This window comes from Mucilaginibacter sp. (genome assembly GCF_025362475.1).
Taxonomy (GTDB): Bacteria; Bacteroidota; Bacteroidia; order Sphingobacteriales; family Sphingobacteriaceae; genus Mucilaginibacter.
Genome location: NZ_JANYGH010000072.1, coordinates 85637 through 104673 on the forward strand (window position 1 = coordinate 85637; position 19037 = coordinate 104673).

Sequence of the window (19037 nt, forward strand, 5' to 3'; positions counted from 1 at the left end):
ATAATCTATAATAGTGTATTTATTAATTTGTTAACTTATCCTCAAGCATTTTCATAAAATATCCGCCGACTACACTCCGCGCCTGCATACCGCTTACCTGTTTACCTGTAGTGGTTTCATACCAATCACTCATCGGTACTCTTGAACTTGTTTCCTGCGAATATTTAAGTACCGGATCGGTCAGGGCTTTAAAATCTGCCTGGTTATCGGCCAACCCTGCTGTCCATAATACCCAATCAGCTTTGGTGTAAGTTTTCCTGCTATCCAGTGGTAAACCGTAGTTATTCTGTTTGGATAAATAATATTTAACCTCTTTTTGATAAACAGATTTTGGGAACAGGTTAAGACCAAGTACTTTATCCCAAACCATATTATATTTCTGGCTCCAACTATTCTTATTGTCAAACGTGAGCGCGTAATGATCACCCGCATCTGCCAGTTTCATCCATTTAGGCACCATCGCCTTAACACTTTCACGATATCTCGCGGCGGTTTCTTTATCGCCTAATTGCTCGGCAAGCAAAGCATAGCTGCCAAGGGCAACTATAGCCTTAACAGATAAATTGGTATTGCGCGCCAAATGACCGGCAAAATCATCCGTACAAAGCTGATTTTCAGGATCAAACCCAGATTTGTTTAAATATTCGGCCCAGGTAGTTAAAGTTTTCCAATGTTTTTTGGCATAAGCCGCGCTTCTCTCGGCTTTGCATATCGCAGCGGTAAGGATCAGCATATTGCCTGATTCTTCAACTGGCATCCCTTCACCATAAACCTCGCCGTTAGCCTGGGGATAGGTACCCAGATCATGTGCTGCAAAGGGCTTGTTGTATTTACCACTCTCGCTAAAGTAGAAGATCCCGTTAAGCATCCCCTCCATTAATTTAGGGTTATAGGTAAGATAAAGCGGCGCCGAAGGATAAGTTACGTCCACCGTATTGATACAGCCATTGCTAAAGTTCTCTTTAGAAAGGAACAACACATCTCCCTGCGGACTTTTTACAAGTTTATGAGCAGCGATACTTTGCCTGTAACCTAAAACACAAAGCTTTGCATAATTTACACCACCCGCTTTTACGGCTGCCCTTTCCATGCCGGTATTTAATAATTTACACTTTTGTATAATAGCTTTATAATCTCTTGCAGCGGCTGCCATCTCCGTCTCCATAGTTTTCGATTGACCAAGTTTCCACCAGGCCTTCAGGTTTTTGTTAAAGTATTGGATGGCATAAATATCATCATAACCCAGCATAATAAATTGCTCTTTGGGCACACTGCTTACATTGCCAAGTGGGATAATAGTATTCAATACCAAATGGGTTCCATCCTTTGTATTTTCAATCGGCAACATTGCCGAAAAGCTGTTCATTGCATCTATTGCCGAAGTTATATACTGGCTGCTGCCATAGCTTTTAGGTACCGCTACATACATATACCCCCAGTCGATACGCAAGTCATCGCCTCTTTTTTGCAATATGGGTTGCTCAACAGTGCCGGCCTTTAATATGGATAAAGAACTGGTAACATATTTTTTTGTGGTTACTGGCTGGGCCGGCTCATTAACGGCAATATCGGTAGATGCACCAAAATATACCTGCACGTTATGTGCCTTGCCATCGTTCGCTTTAACCTTATAGGCTATATAAGAAACAGGGCGCGAAAGCAGGTTAAGATCCTTCAATAATAAAGGCGAGGTAAAAGTTAATGTCAAATCGATTTTACCAGCAGTGAAATTATAAATGGTTTGTATGGCATTCATATCCACACTTTTTTGGTCGGCAACATAAATGGGAGTTTTACGCTTGGGTTCGGGGGGATCGGTGGATAAACCTGCATCAAGGTGTGTGCCGCCTGCAGTGTTGGCGCAATGCATAGCCAATACATTTTTACCAATTTTTAATTTTTTGATGATATCTCCGCTTATTTCAAACCAGGCAAATTTGCTTAGCCAACCCGTTTTATTATAAATTTTCTCTCCGTTTAAATAAACCTGGATGTTATCATCATGATTGATCTTAAGATAAAGTTTTTTAAAATTGAGATTTTTAAGATAGAAAGTTCTCCTGGCCCATATATTATCGCTCTTCCAATAGGTTTTATCCTGCCCTTTATTATCGCCAAAAGGAGCAGCACCGGTTTTCCATGAGTTATCATTAAAATTAGTACCCTCCCATCCGTAAGCAGGTTTAGTTTCTACATATTGAAAGTTATAGTTTGCCAAATTAGCGGTAGGCACAATATCAATATAGTTTTTATCCTCGCTGCCCATAAAACGATAAGTAGTGCCATCTACCTTTATCAAACCAGTTAGGGATTGATTAGCTCCCGTCCAATGTTTGGTAGGTGAATCGGTAAGCTTATCTGATGTTGACCAGATACTGAAATAGCTATCATGTGTAATAAGCGGGTAAGCAGGTGCCCTAAAGTTTTGCGCGGCAGCATAAAGATATTGCAGGCCTGCTATTAACATGATTGTAATAATTTTCAATTTCATTCCTTGTTTTGGTTGTTAACTATGCTGCAATTATTTGTCATTAATATCATCAAGCCAAAAGTTGAATGGTTTATCTCTATCGCAAAGCAATGTACCGTTTTCAAATTCCAGTTCGGCAGCGTGTATGGAGGTGCGTTTAGTTGAGTATGAATAAGTGCCATCCTTATCCAAACCACCATCATCCTGGTGTGTTTTACGGCCGGGATGCGTAAAGTAAATGATATAAGCGTGCCCGCCGCTTACCACCACATCGGCATGTGCGCCGGTTGGAGTGTCTTCGGGGCGATGGCCGGGTTTATCCAGTATAAGGCCCTGACGCTCCCAGGTTTGGGCATCCTTTGAGCGGTAAACCCGCTGCCCATGCCATTCATCGGTTATCATCCAGTAATAATTTTTAAACCAGAATATTTTTGGCCCTTCATGCGCCTGACCGCCAATTGCGGGTTTATCTGCAACTTTCCAATTAATGAAATCGGTACTTTCGGCTGTCATGGTGATGCTTTGCAATTTTTGATCTTTGTACCACATGTGCCATTTGCCATCGGGCAATTTCATTAATGTTGGGTCAATGATGTTATGATCGGGCAAATTTAATGGCCCTTCATACTTCCAGTCCCAAAGGTTTTTACTGGTGTAATGAACCAGGTGGGCATCGCCTCCCCATTGGCTATATACGCCTTTTATGTACACCACAAACATGTGGTACACACCTTTTTCGTAAACAACATCGGGTGCCCAAAAAGTATTCTGGCCTTGCTCATGCTCCAGGTTGATTGCGCCTTTATACGTCCAGCTATGGCCGTGGTCTTTGGAGATAGCGACACCTATTGCAGTACCATAACAAAAAGCTACGCCCGGCGATTGCACATTTGCCCTGCGCTGGGTATAAAGCATCGTCCACTCCTTTTGGGTATGGTTATAAACCAAAACAGGGTCGGCGGCACCATCATAAATGGGGTCGCGATAAAGTGGCGATGGCGGTTGCTGATTTATAGCACCATCCTTAGGCTGGGCTGCGGCATTTAGCCCCATCAAAAGCAATCCTAAAACCCCATTTATTAGATTTTTAACCTTCATCAATATTTTGTTATTGGTTAGTACAAAGCCTGTATAATGTACAAACTGTGTGTTCAGGAACACCTGGAACACACAGTTTGCAATAACCTATGCTGCAATTTTTATTCTGCTACCGGGAATGATGAGATCCTTAATCTTGCGCCGCCCATCGGCACCAAGGTTAAATTAGCTACCGGCTCGTCGGTTTTAACCGGGCTTTGAGGTAGTACGCCGCAAAGGCCATACTGATCAATTGCCCATCCTGGAATCTTTTTACCTTTTGCCTTTAACTCGATAGGCGCGTTGGCATTGGTAAAAGGATTATTATCCTTTGGCCATGCACGATGAATTATTTCTATTGATTTCTCCGGATGCTTTTCATCGATGATAAGACCATAGTTCCATGGCGAAGCTGCATGAATTTCATATGCGGGCCATTTTTGCGGATCGGCGGTAGCTTGCCAGTGCGAATCGCCCTGGGTAAAAGCCCTGCTGTCTTCTTTAGTATATTGCTCATCAATTTTAAGGGAATAAGTAAGCGGACCGTAATTTACGCTCACGCTATTCTTATTTTGCTCCCACTGGCGAACCTTTAATTGCATAGGTAGATGCAGGGTTATTTTATCGCCATTTTTCCAGGTTTTAGCCAGTTTTATATAGTCGCCGGTTGTGCTGCCCAGTTTCACAGCAATACCGTTCACTTTTACAGTTGCATCCTTACACCATTCGGGAATACGCAGGTATAGTGGAAAATTTACTGTCTTTGAAGTATTAACAGTAAAATTGATTTGATCTTCAAAAGGGTATTTAGTGGTTTCAATTATGCTTACCGCTGTGCCGTTGGCTACTTTGGCTGATACTTGTCCTTGCGTAAATAACTGTGCTGCTAAACCATTATCGGGGGTAGCCATCCAGCTGTTCTCGGCATAGTATACCCAGCCTGCAGCGTGGTTATGCTGGCAACAGCGGCTACTAAAAGGGTTCATCATTAAAAACGGACCTTCGTTGGCAATACCCGGGCTATGATTTTTACCATCGCTTACTACCATGTTTGGAGCGGTTAAGTAACGAAGCGATCTGTAATCGGGCATAAAGGCTGCCGGGAAGGTATTGAAGGCAACATCCTCACAGTTTTCGGCCCAAAATGTATCTCCTGTAGAACCCAGCAGCATTTGGTCTGATGTCATTTGCTCTACCATGCCGCAGGTTTCTACCGCCTGGCGCGGATCATCATAGCCTTTGCGGGCATTTTCATCGGCACCAAACATCCCACCGGGAACCTGACCGTATATAGCACGAATTAGTTTGTAGTCGTTATAGGTTGCTGCCAGATCTTTAGGATCGTGGCTTTGCAGATAAAAAGTAGCGGGCTCCCTAAAGCATTGCGCTACGTTTACATTATGCCAATTGGGCAAATTATTGGCCTGGCGCCAGTTGGCGGTATTTTTATCAAGTTTGGCAGCCAGATCAAGCAGAAATTTGTCGCCTGTACGGTTGTAAAGCCAGTAAACACTTAGCATGTTATCGCCGCCACGGCTATTTTCCCAATAATCCTCTAAAAACTGATCATCAGGTACCGATAACTCATACTTAAAATATTTGGTCATGAATGGGATAACCCTTGGATCTTTTGAATACTCGTAGTACGATTGCAGGCACCAAAGCATTGGCATATTTGTCCAAAGGTCGCGGTTGCCTTTGTTGGTGCGGGCGGGCCCAAAATCGCCATTATCACGCTGATTGTTCAGCACAGCATCGATCCAGAACTTAGCTTCGGCAATTATTTTTTTATCACCCAGCATGTAACCTATATTGGCGTAACCTTTTAGCCAGTAAGGCAATTCCTCCCACCCATATTCGCCTTTTCCTTCTTTATTAAGCCAGGCGTTATTGGTTTTTGAAAGCCAAACACTTATTTCGCCCAGGTTGCCGGTAAGGCCATCGCGCTGTAATTCCAATACTTTTTTTAACCAGCCACCGGCCTTTATGCTGCCTACAGGTAGCTTTTCAAAGTATTCCCTTTGTAACGGGGCGCGGTTACTCACGTAATTGGCATTTACCTGCTGATTATTAACCTTTACAATTGTACCTTTTACTTGTGCCGATACGGTGTAAATGCCTAAACATATGAATGCATTTATAAGGCAAGCCCCTTTACCTATTCTATTCCAGTTATTCATCATTAAATATATTATTTTGCTAAGGCCGGATCATACAATTTTACATTTTCTTTATGTAACAATTCCACCGGCATTTTAATCACTTTACGATCATAGGTCATGAAACCGTTTACTTCGCCTTCAACATCGGTTGTTTGCGTATACACAGCTGCCGATAAGCCCAGCTTAATTAATTCCTGTAGCCTATTAGTAAAAGTGATATATCGCTTAAGTAAATCATCTCCGTTTTTAAAATTCTGGTAACCCCAGTTTTTGTTGGCCTGCCAGGTATGGCCATCAACCGGCCAGCCTAAGCCTCCAAATTCGCCTAAAACAACAGCTTTGGTTTTTCCAAATATTTCTGGACGGGGCATTGCCGGATGAGGATAGTTATGCAGATCAACCATGTTGCCTGTATCATAAAAATTACCCCCACTGGCACTGTTAACCAGGCGTGATGGATCTTTTTTCATCGTCCACTCTGTAATTTCAACAGTTTTGAATTGGCCCCAGGCCTCGTTAAATGGTGTCCAAACCACAATGCAGGGATAGTTATAAAGCGAGTTCATGATGGCGTTCCATTCCTTACGGTAATAACCTTCAGACTCTGGAGTACGCTGTTGATCGGTAGCCTTATCTAAAACACCGGGACGATTTTCCCAATGGTTACCCAAATCGCCGCTTGGCATATCCTGCCATAGCAGCATTCCCATTTTATCGCAATAATTATAGTAACGGGCGGGTTCAACTTTAATGTGCTTACGGATCATGTTAAAGCCCATTGCCTTTAACTTATCAATATCAAAGCTCATAGCCTCATAAGTTGGCGGAGTGTACAAGCCATCCGGCCACCAACCCTGGTCAAGCGGTCCATATTCAAATACAAACTTATTGTTTAGCAACATGCGTTGTATGCCGTTTGCATCGGCGCCAAGCGAGATCTTACGCATAGCGAAGTAGCTTTTCACCTCATCAACCGGCTTACCATTCCTGATCACAGCTACCTGCAGGTCATACAAAAAAGGATCAGTTGTCGACCATAATTTTTCGTCTTTAATATCCAAAACAGCAGTTGCACCTGCCTCTATAGTTTTTTCATCAACCAGGGTTTTACCGTCCCAGGCGGTTATTTTCAATTTATCGCCAGGCTGGCTATTTATAACTTCAGCCGAAACTGTAAGTGTGTGATTGTCAATATCGGGGGTTTGTTTGGTTGCTTCTATGTGCGTTTTAGCCACACCTTCCAGCCAAACTGTTTGCCATATCCCGGTAACAGGGGTATACCAGATACCTTCGGGCGTTTTAACCTGTTTACCGCGTGGCTGCGGACCATCATCAGTTGGATCCCACACGCTAACTTTAATTTCTTGTTTTGAACCACCTTTTAAGTAAGGGGTAATGTTAAATGTAAAAGGATCAAAGCCGCCTTCGTGTTTACCGGCACTTATGCCGTTCACAAAAACTTCGGTCCGCCAGTCAACAGCGCCAAAGTGCAGCAAAACATCTTTGCCTTTTAAAGTTTTATTTAATGTGATAGTGGTTTTATACCATAGCATACTATCCTTACCAACTGTTTTACCCACGCCAGACAGCGCAGATTCAACAGCGAAAGGAACCAGGATTTTACCGGTGTAAGCCGATGGATTGGTTTGTGTTTTTGGAACGATAGCATAGTTCCATAAACCATTTAAATTTTGCCAGTTTCCCCTAACAAGCTGAGGCCGCGGATATTCCGGAAGCGGTGCTTTAGGGTCCACCTTTTCGGCCCAGGGAGTAGTTATTTTATCTTTTATGAGATGCCAGCCAGCTTGCTGGGCATTGGCCGATAAACAGGCAGAGACTAAAACAGACAGGCAAAAATTCAGTTTTTTCATTCGTATGATTAGCAGGATCAATAAAATTATTGGAAAGAAAAAAGGGGCCATACTGAATAGCATGACCCCAACCAATTATTAACTTAGAAGGACACTTTTACTAAAGGAGAGAAAATCATATCCTCAACCCCACTTATTTTAATACCTACACGGGCAAAAACATAGTTCTGGGTAGGTGATATACCAGGAATACTAACATTCATAGTGATGTTATTCAGGCTTGTAATTGCCGAGCCCGCTAATTCCGAGTTAGCTATATTATCTCCGTTAGACACAAACTGAGTTTTATTGATATAAAGGTTCACCCTGTCAATACCTTTGGCATTAGCATCGGTAATTACCTTTTCTATACTAAAAACAGCTGTTACCTTGTTACTGCCAGCGGTTATATTAGCATTGCGTACCATATAGTAGGGAGTTACCTCAATATCCATTTTCTGGCTGCCGCTTATGGTAATGGCCAAACTATCCCTTTTACCTGCACTCAGTTCCTTCCACATGAAAGGACCCTGATTTGGCGGTATAGTAAACTTATATTTACCATTAAACAAAAGTGTTGAATAAACTCCATCCTGGCCAAATGTGCCCACAATAGCGCCTGTTTTACCAAATCCCGGCTGATAAAGCTCAAAAGGCACCTGGTTATATTCCACATTTATTGCATCGCCTTTGTAAGTTAAACGCCCGCTAAACGTTGATGATGGCGCATCATAATTATCTTTCTTACAACCCGTGGTTGCAAGTAAAAGCGCTATAATTATATGATGAAATTTTATTTTCATGATCGTAATTTAATTAATACTATTGATTTGGTTGTTTAACAATTTTAGGGTTTGCTGACAATATATCATCCCCAATTTGTGAGTAATAATTACCCAATTGAAACCTGTTGGTGCCAGTTACCGAGCTTGGCTTAACTTCCTTAAATAACCACTTACCATTGTTAGCATTACCAGGATTATAATATTTGTATGGCCATAATCCGTAAGGCTGGGTATTGTGTTTGGAAGCCTTGCCAATATTACTAACAAGATCAGCAACTGTCATCTGGTTACCATCCCAAACTATGTGAGCAAGTCTCCACCGTTTCATATCAAATAATGTATGCCCTTCAAAGGCAAGTTCAATACGGCGCTCATGAACTATCCTGTCAAATGTAATGTTGGCTGCTGTTAATGGTATGGTTAAACCTGCGCGGGCCCTCACCTGATTCATATATCCAGCTGCTACACCTGCCTGGCCTAATTCAAAGGCTGCTTCAGCTCCGTTTAATAAAACCTCGGCATAACGATAACGAATAAAGTTAACATCGCTACCACGGCCACGACGACCAGAACCTACAGTTGGATCAAGATACTTACGAATATAAAAACCGGTTTGAGTACGGAATTCCAAACCATTTACCGGTCCATCCTTACCTACCACCTGTACGGGAGTAGTTGTACCCGGCAATGGTTTTAACTGAACGGCATCACCGCTGGTAAGTATGCTTCCATCGGCCAACTGGTAGCCTGCCCATACATCAGTACGTTTACCTTTAAATAAACCATTGGGTAAAAGTACGGTACCCGCCAGTCTTGCGTCTCTGTTGGCAAAAATATCAAGCTGATCTGTATAATAAATTGGATTGCCAGAGCCATCTTTAGTTGCCAAAGGCGCATAAGTATTATCCAGTTTTTCAAAAGCTTCAACCAGGTTTAATGAAGGATTTAAGCGGCCGGCATCTAAACCTTCGTCAGATATAGAATAAGGCTGATCGTTGGTAGTAAAGCCATGGGTTTTGCCTCCGTTAGCTTTAAAATCCTCCACAAATATCGACTCTGAACTGGCTTTATCTAAAAATAGATTGGCAAAGTTGTCACTTGGATCAGGCAGTTGTTTGTACAATGAATAATTACCGGCACTGCCATTAATTATAGCCTGTGCTGCTGCCAAAGCTTTAGTATAGTAGCCGGTTGCCATGCTTGCAGGGATACCCACCTCGTTGCCTGGTAGAGTAACCTGTGGAGTTGTAGCGCCATATTTAGCAATTGATGCTGCATATAAAGCCGCTCTTGCTTCCATAGCTAATATAGCACCGGGTGTTGCTCTTGATTTTTCTTCAGGTTTTGGCGGTAATAATCCTTTAATAGCCTCAGCTTCACTGATTATGAAATCATATACATCAGATTCTTTTGAACGTGGTATTTGCAAAGGAATAACATTGCCCGAAAAATCATAATCAAGCGGTTCGGTAATCAGTGGTACACCACCCATCCTCTTCACCAGTTCAAAATAATAATTGGCCCGCAGAAATCTGCCTTCGGCAATAAATTGATTTTTATCTGCTGCGGTAAGTTTAGTTGCTGTTGTTGCGCGCTTAATAAAAAGGTTCAGGTCCCTAACATAGGTGTAATCCCAGGTACCCCATTCGCCATAACCCCAACCGGTTCTTTGTACAAAGAATGAGCTGCCATTTTCTGAAGGGAATGACTCACTAAAATCAGCAAAGGAAGACCAGCCGTTATCAAGACCAGAAAAATCGACTGTTCGGTTGTATAGGTCGCCCAGGATTGAAAGCACCAGGTTAGGATCTGAAAACGCCAGATCGGCGGTTACAATCTGTTTAGGCGGCACGTTTAAAAACTCGCTATCTTTTTTGCATGATCCCGTAATTAACAGGGCAGCAAACGTAGTTATTATTGTTATTTTTTTCATTGAATTTAAACTTAAGGGATTAATTAAAAGGTTAAATTAACACCGAAGTTAAGGACCTTACTTTGAGGAAACTGAAGCCCGTTATCGTCCGTTGTTTCGGGATCAACCGAGTATTGCTTCAAGTTATCAAATGAAAACATATTATACGCGTTAACATAAAATCTAGCTTTCCTGATCTTAACCTTTGCCAATAAATTAGCAGGTAATGAATAACCCAATTCAAGAGTTCTTGCTCTAAGATACTTTACACTGTGTAACCAGAAGGTTGAATTATGTGAGTAATCGCTGTGACCGGTGCCCGGATTTACCCTGTTTGCGGGATATTTACCAGGAATCCATGTGCTGTTTACATCAAATGGATCTGAATGATGATACCTATCTTCAAATATTGTATTTAAGTTACCGTTGTTTTGGAAAGCCCATCTTGTTTCCCAGTTCTGGAACCAGGTATAACCTGCACCACCAGAGAAATCTGCATGAAAATCAAACCCTTTGTATGCTCCTCCCAAAGTAAACCCAAAGTTAATATTAGGTTGTGTGCCATAACCAAACCCAATCGGACGATCATCGTATTGGTCAATTTTACCATCTCCGTTTTGATCTTTGTATATCAAATCCCCGGGTAGTAAGCTACGGTTGCCTTTACCATCAATGTTAACAGTATAGTTATTAATCTGAGCCTGTGACGTGAACTGACCTATCACCTGGTAACCCCAATCTATATGCGAGTACCTGTTTTCTGTTGAGTTTCGGTATTGATCCCATGAATTATAAAACAATGGGTTGTATGACTGTAAATTCTTTTGGCGGCTGTATGAAAAATTACCACCTACATTAAAAGTAAAATTGCCAACTTTACCATTATAATTAAGTGCGATTTCTCCTCCTCGCTGCGAATCGCTGCTGGTATTTTCCTGAGGCAATCCATAACCTACCTCTATAGGTAAGATCACGTCATTTTTTGTACCAAGCAAACCAGTACGTTTCCTGTAAAAATAATCAACGGTACCTGTAAGACTGCTATTTAGGAAACTAAAATCCATCCCAACATCAGTTATCTTACTTTTTAACCATGATATATTAGTAGTTACTATACCTTTATCTCTGGATGTTACAACGGCATTACCATCAATTATGGCAGTACCTGTATTGTAGTTGTAACCAGGCAGATAAGAATAAGCACCAATAATCGGCTGACTTGAGTTATTAGGATTTCTATCATCTCCTAATACACCATATGAACCACGAATTTTCAAATCATTAAGTACGCTGTGATCTCCCAGCAGGTTTTTCATAAATCCTTCCTGGGTAATTCTCCAGCCGGCAGATACACCGGGGAAATAACCAACACGTTTATCTGGTGCAAAAAGGTATGATGCATCACGTCTTGCCGATGCTTCTAAGTAATATTTGTTATCGTAATTGTAATTGACTCTGCCGATGTAGCCAATACGGGCCTCTTTGTTATCGCTATCCTCATATCTATCGGCAGTAGGGAAATAAATAAGCGGCAGGTTATTTGAAACCGGTGATGCATGAATCCAGTTCCTTAAGTGCTGCAGCTCAATGCGCTCAGATACAAATGTAGCACCTACGGTATGCTTGCCAAATGTATTATTATAGTTTAACTGCCATTGTAAAGTCTTGGCAAATTCTTTACGTTGTTCACGTTCTCTCCATGGATTGGTGCTCCCGCCTGTTATATCATAGGTGTTTGTTGCAGGCCTGTAAGTATATGCATTGTAGGTATACTCCTGGTTGTTTAGTAAATAATCGGCAATATAATAGGAGTATAAACCTTTTAACGTTAACCCTTTGATGCCTGGTATCTGATACTCTGCACCAAAATTGGTTTGTAATACACGCCAATCGCTATGATATACACCTGAAAGTTTATCGTTCAAAAACGCGTAATTTGATTCGGTGTGACCAATATCATTTAAATAAGCAGGATTGTCATTTGCAAAAGGACGCTCCAGCGGCGTATTCCTTAATACAGCAAACTTGGCCAGGAAATAATCGTCCCCTCCCGGTACACCTGGATTTTCGCGGGTTTCTATACGCCCATTGATATCCAGGCTAACTTTTAATCCGGCAGCCACTTTAACAGAAACATTTGATTGGATATTTGAGCGGTTAAATTTATACTCTTTACCCAATTGTGAGTTCTGATATAAATTTGTTGCCGATACATAATAGTTAACTCTATCTGTTCCACCTGTAAAATTGGCATTTACTGAGTTTTGAGGGGCATTATTATTGCTTTTCAAAACATAATCGCGCCAGTTAAAACTACGGTAAGCCGGATCAGTACCTGCTTTGTACTTATCAAGTTCGGCCTGAGTAATACTTGTTGAACCATTGTCATTTACCTCTGCCTCGGCCCGATAGCGCATGTAATCATAGGAGTTGGTAAGCACATTGGGAAACCTAAACCAATTTTGATAGCCTGTATAAGCATCAATATTGATGCGGGCGTCACCACTACCCTTCTTTGTGGTTACCACCACAACCCCATTTGCAGCACGCACCCCGTAAATAGCCGCCGAACCATCCTTTAAAACAGTAATGCTCTCTACATCATTTGGTGAAAGGTTATTAAACTGACCTTCATCTTGCTGGATGCCATCAATTACATATAAAGGCGAGCCCATGTTACGAATCTGGATGTTGGCGCTTGCTCCCGGCCGACCTTCTGACATTCTGAAGGTAACACCCGGAATTTTACCCGCTAAACCTGTACTTACCGTTGAACCGGCATGCACCCGATCAAGATCTTTACTGGTTACGCTGGAGATTGCACCCGTAATAGATTCCTTTTTTTGCGAACCGTAACCAGTTACCACAATCTCCTGTAAGGATGCGTTACTTGATTTCATACGTACCGTTATTACGGTTCTACCGTTTAAAGGTACATCGATAGTTGTAAAACCAATGTAGCTTAATACCAAAACGCTGTTAGCATCAGGTACGGTGATACTGAAGTGTCCTTTTACATCTGTTGTTGTTCCTCCCTGCGCTCCGCGTATCCGTACACCCACGCCCGTAAGCGCCTCGCCCGTAGTATCAGATACGGTTCCGCTTACCTTCACCTGTGCAGATGCACCAAGCGAAAAAAGCAGGAAGCTCATGATGGAAAATACAACTAATGTTACTTTTTGGCGCCATTTACTGGGCGGCCATTGCATGTGGGAGAACCCCTCATACCTGAGTAGTAAAAATTTTCTCATAAAGTTATTTATTTATTGGTTAATTGTTGTTTTTAAAAATGTAGGGATGACATATTTAAATTACGATGTAAAGAAAGAGGATTTTGGGTGCTCCTTATTAACCAAATCATATCAATAATTAGTCAAAAAGTATCAATTTTTATTCAGACGAAAACCGTTAATCAGAATGGTTATATTTGTCTAAGCGAACCATTTTGAGACCGATATATTTATTTTATTTATTACTCCTTGTTCCGTTTAATATCTGTAATGCGCAGCCTTATTACTTCAGGCATTACCAGGTAGAAAACGGCCTGTCAAACAATACAGTTTACTGCAGCCTGCAGGATAAACAGGGATTTTTATGGTTTGGTACCAAAGATGGATTAAACCGTTTTGATGGCTATACTTTTAAAGTTTTCAGGCATAATCCAAAAGATAAAAACAGCATCATCAGTAACATGGTGCATGCTTTATCAATTGATAAAGACGGCAGCTTTTGGGTAGCTACCGACCAGGGCCTTGATAATTACACCCCAAAAACCGAAAAGTTCACCCACATTACCACAAACAATAACGCCATAAGATATATTGTAAACGACCGCTATGGCAACTGCTGGTTTGTATCAAGAGGTAGCTTAATGAAGTATGAGAAAAGAACAGGTAAAATAATCGATTATAAATCATACCAGCATTTTGAAGCAAGTTCAATAGCTATTAACAATGGCGATATATGGGTATCATCAACAACCGGTACGTTAAATAAATTGGATACCGTTGCCCACGCGTTTACAGGCTTTAATGTATTTAAAAATTCTCAATGGGTTACCTCAACCTTTATCGAAAAGATATTTGCAGTTGGCAACAACAAAATATTTATTGGCACCACCAGCCAGGGACTCAAGGAGTTTGATTGCAGTAACGGTACTTATAAAGATCTTTTAACCTATAACACCAATAAAACGGCTGTTTATGTAAGGGATTTTGTAAAATATACCGAAAACGAATTCTGGATAGCAACAGAATCGGGGGTATTTATATATGACGTAGCAAAAGGCACTTTCACTAATCTCAAAAAAAAGTATAACGACCCCTATTCTATTTCCGACAATGCGGTATATACACTTTATAAGGATGTGGAGGGCGGCATTTGGGTAGGCACCTTTTTTGGCGGGCTTAATTACTATCCAAAACAATACTCTACTTTTAACAAGTATTATCCGGGTCCCGAAAATTCGCTGAATGGTAACGTTGTACGCGAAATTTGTAAAGATATATATGGTAATCTTTGGTTAGGAACCGAAGATAACGGACTTAATAAGCTAAGCCCCGATAAAACCACCTGGACACATTACTTTCCGGGGGTAAAAAACGGTATTACCAATACCAACATACATGGTTTACTTGCCAATGGTAATGAGCTGTTTATAGGCACGTTTGAACGCGGTTTGGATATTCTGAATATACCTACCGGCAAGGTAGTACGCTATTACCTGGCAGGCAAGGGAAAAAATGATCTGAAAAGTAATTTCATCATCTGTTTCATCAAAACACGGTCTGGCGCAATTTTGATAGGGACAACTCAAGGCCTGTACCGGTATAATACGGAGAAAAAGGATTTTACACTTATTGACCGGGTACCCGAGCACGATTTTGTTTACTCCCTGCTCGAAGATCATAACGGCAAAGTGTGGGTTGGTACTGTACATGATGGTATTTACTGTTATGATCCGGATAAAAACACCGGCAGTAAATTTAATTACAGGTACACTGTAAAAAATACCCTCAATAACACCACGGTAAATGGTTTATTTGAAGATAGCAACAATAACCTATGGTTTGCAACCGAAGGACTTGGGTTATGGAAATACAATCTGCATACAGGAGCTTATAAATTTTTTGACCTGAGCAACGGCTTTCCCAGCAACTACGTTTTCAGAATTCTGGAAGATGACAAGAAAAACATATGGGTGAGCACTACCCGTGGCCTGGTTTGTTTAAACATTATAAACGATGGTATAAAAATTTACACCAAGGCAAGTGGGTTGCTAAGCGATCAGTTTAACTACAACTCGGCGTTTAAAGATACCGATGGCACCATGTACTTTGGCTGTGTAAAAGGCATGGTAAGTTTTAATCCATCCGCATTTAAAGAAAATAATTTTGTGGCCCCGGTATACATTACCGGTTTCCAGGTACATAACCAGGAGATTTTGGTTAAGGGCAGCGATTCATTAATCAACAGCTCTATCATCTACACAAAAAAAATCAATTTAAATTATAACCAGTCATCTTTCAGCATTGATTTTGCAGCCCTAAGCTTTCCATCGCCCGAAATGACCCGGTATAAATACATGATGAAAGGGCTTGATAAAGGGTGGACAGATCTGAACCGGAACCGGAAAGTTTATTTTACTCAATTATTACCCGGCCGTTATACTTTTATAGTTAAAGCCGCAAACAACAATGGTGCCTGGCTTACAAAAGAAACCATACTGCAAATAAATATTGCCCCTCCGTTTTGGGAAAGTGTGTGGGCCTATATACTGTATGCTTTACTCATTATTTTGACTATTTATTACCTGCTGAATCAATATCATACCCGCAACCGACTAAGAAATAACAGGCTGATTGAAATACTCGAAAGCGATAAAGAGAGGCAGATTTACAATGCCAAAATTGAGTTTTTTACCAATGTTGCCCATGAAATACGCACTCCGTTAACTTTGATAAAGGGGCCAATGGAGAAAGTTATTAAACGGGCCGAGCATGTTCCGGATATCCAGAACAATCTTAAAATAATGGAAAAAAACACCAACCGTTTGCTCGATCTCACTAACCAGTTGCTGGATTTCAGGAAGACCGAAACCAACGGATTTAGCCTGAGTTTTGTTAAAACCGATATTGCCGAATTGCTTGAGGAGGTGTTTTCGAGATTTAAACCGATGGCGGAGCAAAAAAACCAAAGTTATTCGCTAAAACATGTTGACAAAAACTTGTATGCTTACGTGGATATAGAGGCTTTTACCAAAATCATAAGTAATCTTATCAACAACGCCATAAAGTACGGCACATCAGCAGTAGAGATTGAACTACTGAAGAGCGAACCGAACGATTGTACATTTACCGTCGAAATCAGGAATAACGGATATATAGTACCCTACGAAATGCGGGAAAAAATATTCGAACCTTTTTTCAGGATGAAGGAATCGGAGAAGCAGATAGGTACAGGCATAGGGCTTTCGCTTTCACGCTCGCTGGCCGAATTACACAAGGGCTTATTGGTTTTAAACAAATCAATTAATGATTTTAATATTTTTAACCTCACATTACCCATACACCAGGAAAAAGAATTTGACCTGCACAACACTCCAGACAATTACGAACTAACCGATACTGTTAAAGAAGATAATTTTGATTTTATGAAGCCGATTATACTTTTAGTGGATGACAATCCCGAGATCCTTGATTTTATTTCGGATGACCTGAGCGATAAATATGCTGTTATAAAAGCCTTCAACGGTCAGGAGGCCCTGGATATGATAGAAATTGAAAACATTCAGCTTATCATCAGTGATGTAATGATGCCGGTTATTGATGGATTTGAACTGTGTAAACGAATAAAAACCAATTTTGATTACAGCCATATCCCCATCATACTACTCACTGCCAAAAACACCCTGCAAAGTAAAATTGAAGGTTTGGAAGTTGGTGCCGATGCCTATATCGAAAAACCATTTTCGCCCGAGCATTTACAGGTGCAAATAGCCAATCTGCTTATCAACCGTAATAAAATAAAAGATCATTTCGCAAGTTCGCCGCTGGCCAATATTAAAACCATGGCTTACTCCAAACCTGATGAAAGCTTTTTGGATAAACTAAACGCGGTTATTAACCACAACATCCAAAACCCGGACCTGGATGTGGAGCACATTGCCAATTTGATGAATATGAGCAAGCCAACTTTATACCGTAAAGTTAAAGCTATATCAAACCTTACCATCAACGAGCTTATCAATATTACCCGCTTAAAAGCCGCCGCAAAACTGCTGGAGGATGGTGATTATAAAGTTTATGAAGTGGCCAATATGGTTGGTTACAGCTCACAATCGCACCTGGGCCGTAACTTTTTAAAACAATTTGGCACTACCCCAACGGAGTATCAGCAAAATAAGAGAAACAGTAAGATTAAAACATTTTAAGTACCTACCTGCGGGTTTTTAATTTGGTAAGGGCAAACTCACCAATCCTTACGCCTTCATCAACCCCGTTAACTATGGATGGCATATAATGAATGCCCCCGTAAAAGCGGCTCATGGCAGCCTCATCAGCCGCTGCTTTAAATGATTTAAACTGGCGTGCCGGAATGCTAAATTCTACTTCTGTAGAATCGGTAAAAGCCAAATTGCTGCCAAATAATTTGCCAAGCACTATAGCCGACGCATTTGAAACTACGCTGTGCCCGCTGGTATACTCCGGGAAAGGTGGTGTTTGCAGCAGGGGCATCCAGTTTTGGTCAATGTATTGATTAATGTAGGTTTCGGGCCGTATCACTTTGCTTTTATACTTTTCGTCCCAGCAATTGATAAAGCTATCGGCAATTACAACCGCCATGCAGGCGTAGGCTTCTGAAGTGCGCACATAATCTGCGTTCACCTTTCTACAAACAATGCCGGTAATATTTATCCAGTGCCCTCCCGGCGATATTTTCTTTGAGGCAAACATGGTATGTCCGTTGGTATTCACCTTAAACGGGTTATCGTCCCAATAATTAGCTATCGTTGTTTGTTCAGGAGTTAAATGCAGTCCTGCTTCGCGTACAGCTACAGCCAGTTTATAAAAATAACTGTCGGGCTTTAAAGAGAAATCAACCGCTTTTGCCGGTTTAAACTGCTGTGCCGAATCGAGAATAAAAAGCCTTATTTCGTTCCAATGCGGCTCAACGCCTTTCATGTAGGCTGGTGGGGTAGGTTTCCAGGTTGCATCATCAGTTTGCACATCGTATTTAGATAATGATCTTGTGTGCTTATAATTATCCTTCCCAGCCCATTTAAGTATCCTATCCGCAATAAGCTTTCCGTATGCAATGGAATTTTGGTATACATCATCGGGCATGCCTGTATTTTTGTATTCATCCATCAACGTAGTATGAAAACCCTCTATCCTACCTTCCGACATGACCAGTATCTTACCAACCGTTAAAATAGCGTGTGACGCAGCTAAAGAGTAGCAGTATTGTTTACCGGCTTGGGGTTTGGGGATAGAATCGAGCCCTTTTAATTGTCCTGCAAGTGAGATGTAATTTTTGTTTCCATTAACCGCCGCTTCATATCCGGCAACGGTGATATAAGCATAAATGCGACTGGCAACGGGGGGCGAATAAATATCATGCAGCATTACTTCTGTAACCTCCCTAACAGACCGATGGATATAATTAGGATCTTCGGCTAATTTTTGCCATCCCTTTTGTTTGGATGAACAGGAAATTAATAGCGAGGCAATAAATAAAACAAAGTAAAATTTCTTCATATAACGGATAACAATAATTCAA

9 protein-coding genes are annotated in these 19037 nt (G+C 41.2%); 1 reads left to right on the top strand and 8 read right to left on the bottom strand.

Annotated elements, in window-relative coordinates:
* Positions 1-22: 22 nt before the first annotated feature.
* The 7 genes from Q0R88_RS25080 to Q0R88_RS25110 all read right to left on the bottom strand — a co-directional run bounded on the left by Q0R88_RS25080 (position 23) and on the right by Q0R88_RS25110 (position 13507).
* Positions 23-2491, bottom strand: coding sequence for a glutaminase family protein (locus Q0R88_RS25080; protein ID WP_295721176.1), 2469 nt, complete (start codon positions 2489-2491; stop codon positions 23-25).
* Between the two features lie 30 nt (positions 2492-2521).
* Positions 2522-3568 carry a glycosyl hydrolase gene (locus Q0R88_RS25085; protein ID WP_295721177.1) on the bottom strand — a complete coding sequence of 349 codons (1047 nt, stop codon included), beginning with the start codon at positions 3566-3568 and terminating at the stop codon, positions 2522-2524.
* 101 nt (positions 3569-3669) lie between these two features.
* On the bottom strand, positions 3670-5730 hold the full coding sequence (locus Q0R88_RS25090) for a beta-L-arabinofuranosidase domain-containing protein (protein ID WP_295721178.1): 2061 nt from the start codon (positions 5728-5730) through the stop codon (positions 3670-3672).
* Between the two features lie 8 nt (positions 5731-5738).
* On the bottom strand, positions 5739-7580 hold the full coding sequence (locus tag Q0R88_RS25095; RefSeq protein WP_295721179.1) for a sugar-binding domain-containing protein: 1842 nt from the start codon (positions 7578-7580) through the stop codon (positions 5739-5741).
* Between the two features lie 83 nt (positions 7581-7663).
* Positions 7664-8362, bottom strand: a complete 699-nt coding sequence (locus Q0R88_RS25100) for a DUF3823 domain-containing protein (protein WP_295721180.1) — start codon at positions 8360-8362, stop codon at positions 7664-7666.
* 19 nt (positions 8363-8381) lie between these two features.
* The gene (locus tag Q0R88_RS25105) at positions 8382-10277 is read right to left on the bottom strand and encodes a RagB/SusD family nutrient uptake outer membrane protein (RefSeq protein WP_295721181.1); all 1896 of its coding nucleotides are present in this window, start codon (positions 10275-10277) and stop codon (positions 8382-8384) included.
* Positions 10278-10300: 23 nt separating this feature from the next.
* Positions 10301-13507 (bottom strand): TonB-dependent receptor, encoded by a 3207-nt coding sequence (locus Q0R88_RS25110; protein ID WP_295721182.1) that lies wholly within the window; start codon positions 13505-13507, stop codon positions 10301-10303.
* Positions 13508-13701: 194 nt separating this feature from the next.
* On the opposite strand from Q0R88_RS25110, the gene Q0R88_RS25115 reads away from it, so the two are divergent.
* Entirely contained in the window at positions 13702-17688 is a 3987-nt protein-coding gene (locus Q0R88_RS25115) for a two-component regulator propeller domain-containing protein (protein WP_295721183.1), read from the top strand.
* A 4-nt stretch (positions 17689-17692) separates the two neighbouring features.
* On the opposite strand, the gene Q0R88_RS25120 is transcribed toward Q0R88_RS25115, so the two are convergent.
* Positions 17693-19015 carry a vanadium-dependent haloperoxidase gene (locus Q0R88_RS25120; protein WP_295721184.1) on the bottom strand — a complete coding sequence of 441 codons (1323 nt, stop codon included), beginning with the start codon at positions 19013-19015 and terminating at the stop codon, positions 17693-17695.
* Between the last annotated feature and the right edge of the window lie 22 nt (positions 19016-19037).

Bases quoted from the DNA above. Each gene is read 5' to 3' on its own strand.
- Q0R88_RS25080 (WP_295721176.1), bottom strand. From the start codon at position 2,491: ATGAAATTGAAAATTATTACAATCATGTTAATAGCAGGCCTGCAATAT.
- Q0R88_RS25085 (WP_295721177.1), bottom strand. From the start codon at position 3,568: ATGAAGGTTAAAAATCTAATAAATGGGGTTTTAGGATTGCTTTTGATG.
- Q0R88_RS25090 (WP_295721178.1), bottom strand. From the start codon at position 5,730: ATGATGAATAACTGGAATAGAATAGGTAAAGGGGCTTGCCTTATAAAT.
- Q0R88_RS25095 (WP_295721179.1), bottom strand. From the start codon at position 7,580: ATGAAAAAACTGAATTTTTGCCTGTCTGTTTTAGTCTCTGCCTGTTTA.
- Q0R88_RS25100 (WP_295721180.1), bottom strand. From the start codon at position 8,362: ATGAAAATAAAATTTCATCATATAATTATAGCGCTTTTACTTGCAACC.
- Q0R88_RS25105 (WP_295721181.1), bottom strand. From the start codon at position 10,277: ATGAAAAAAATAACAATAATAACTACGTTTGCTGCCCTGTTAATTACG.
- Q0R88_RS25110 (WP_295721182.1), bottom strand. From the start codon at position 13,507: ATGAGAAAATTTTTACTACTCAGGTATGAGGGGTTCTCCCACATGCAA.
- Q0R88_RS25120 (WP_295721184.1), bottom strand. From the start codon at position 19,015: ATGAAGAAATTTTACTTTGTTTTATTTATTGCCTCGCTATTAATTTCC.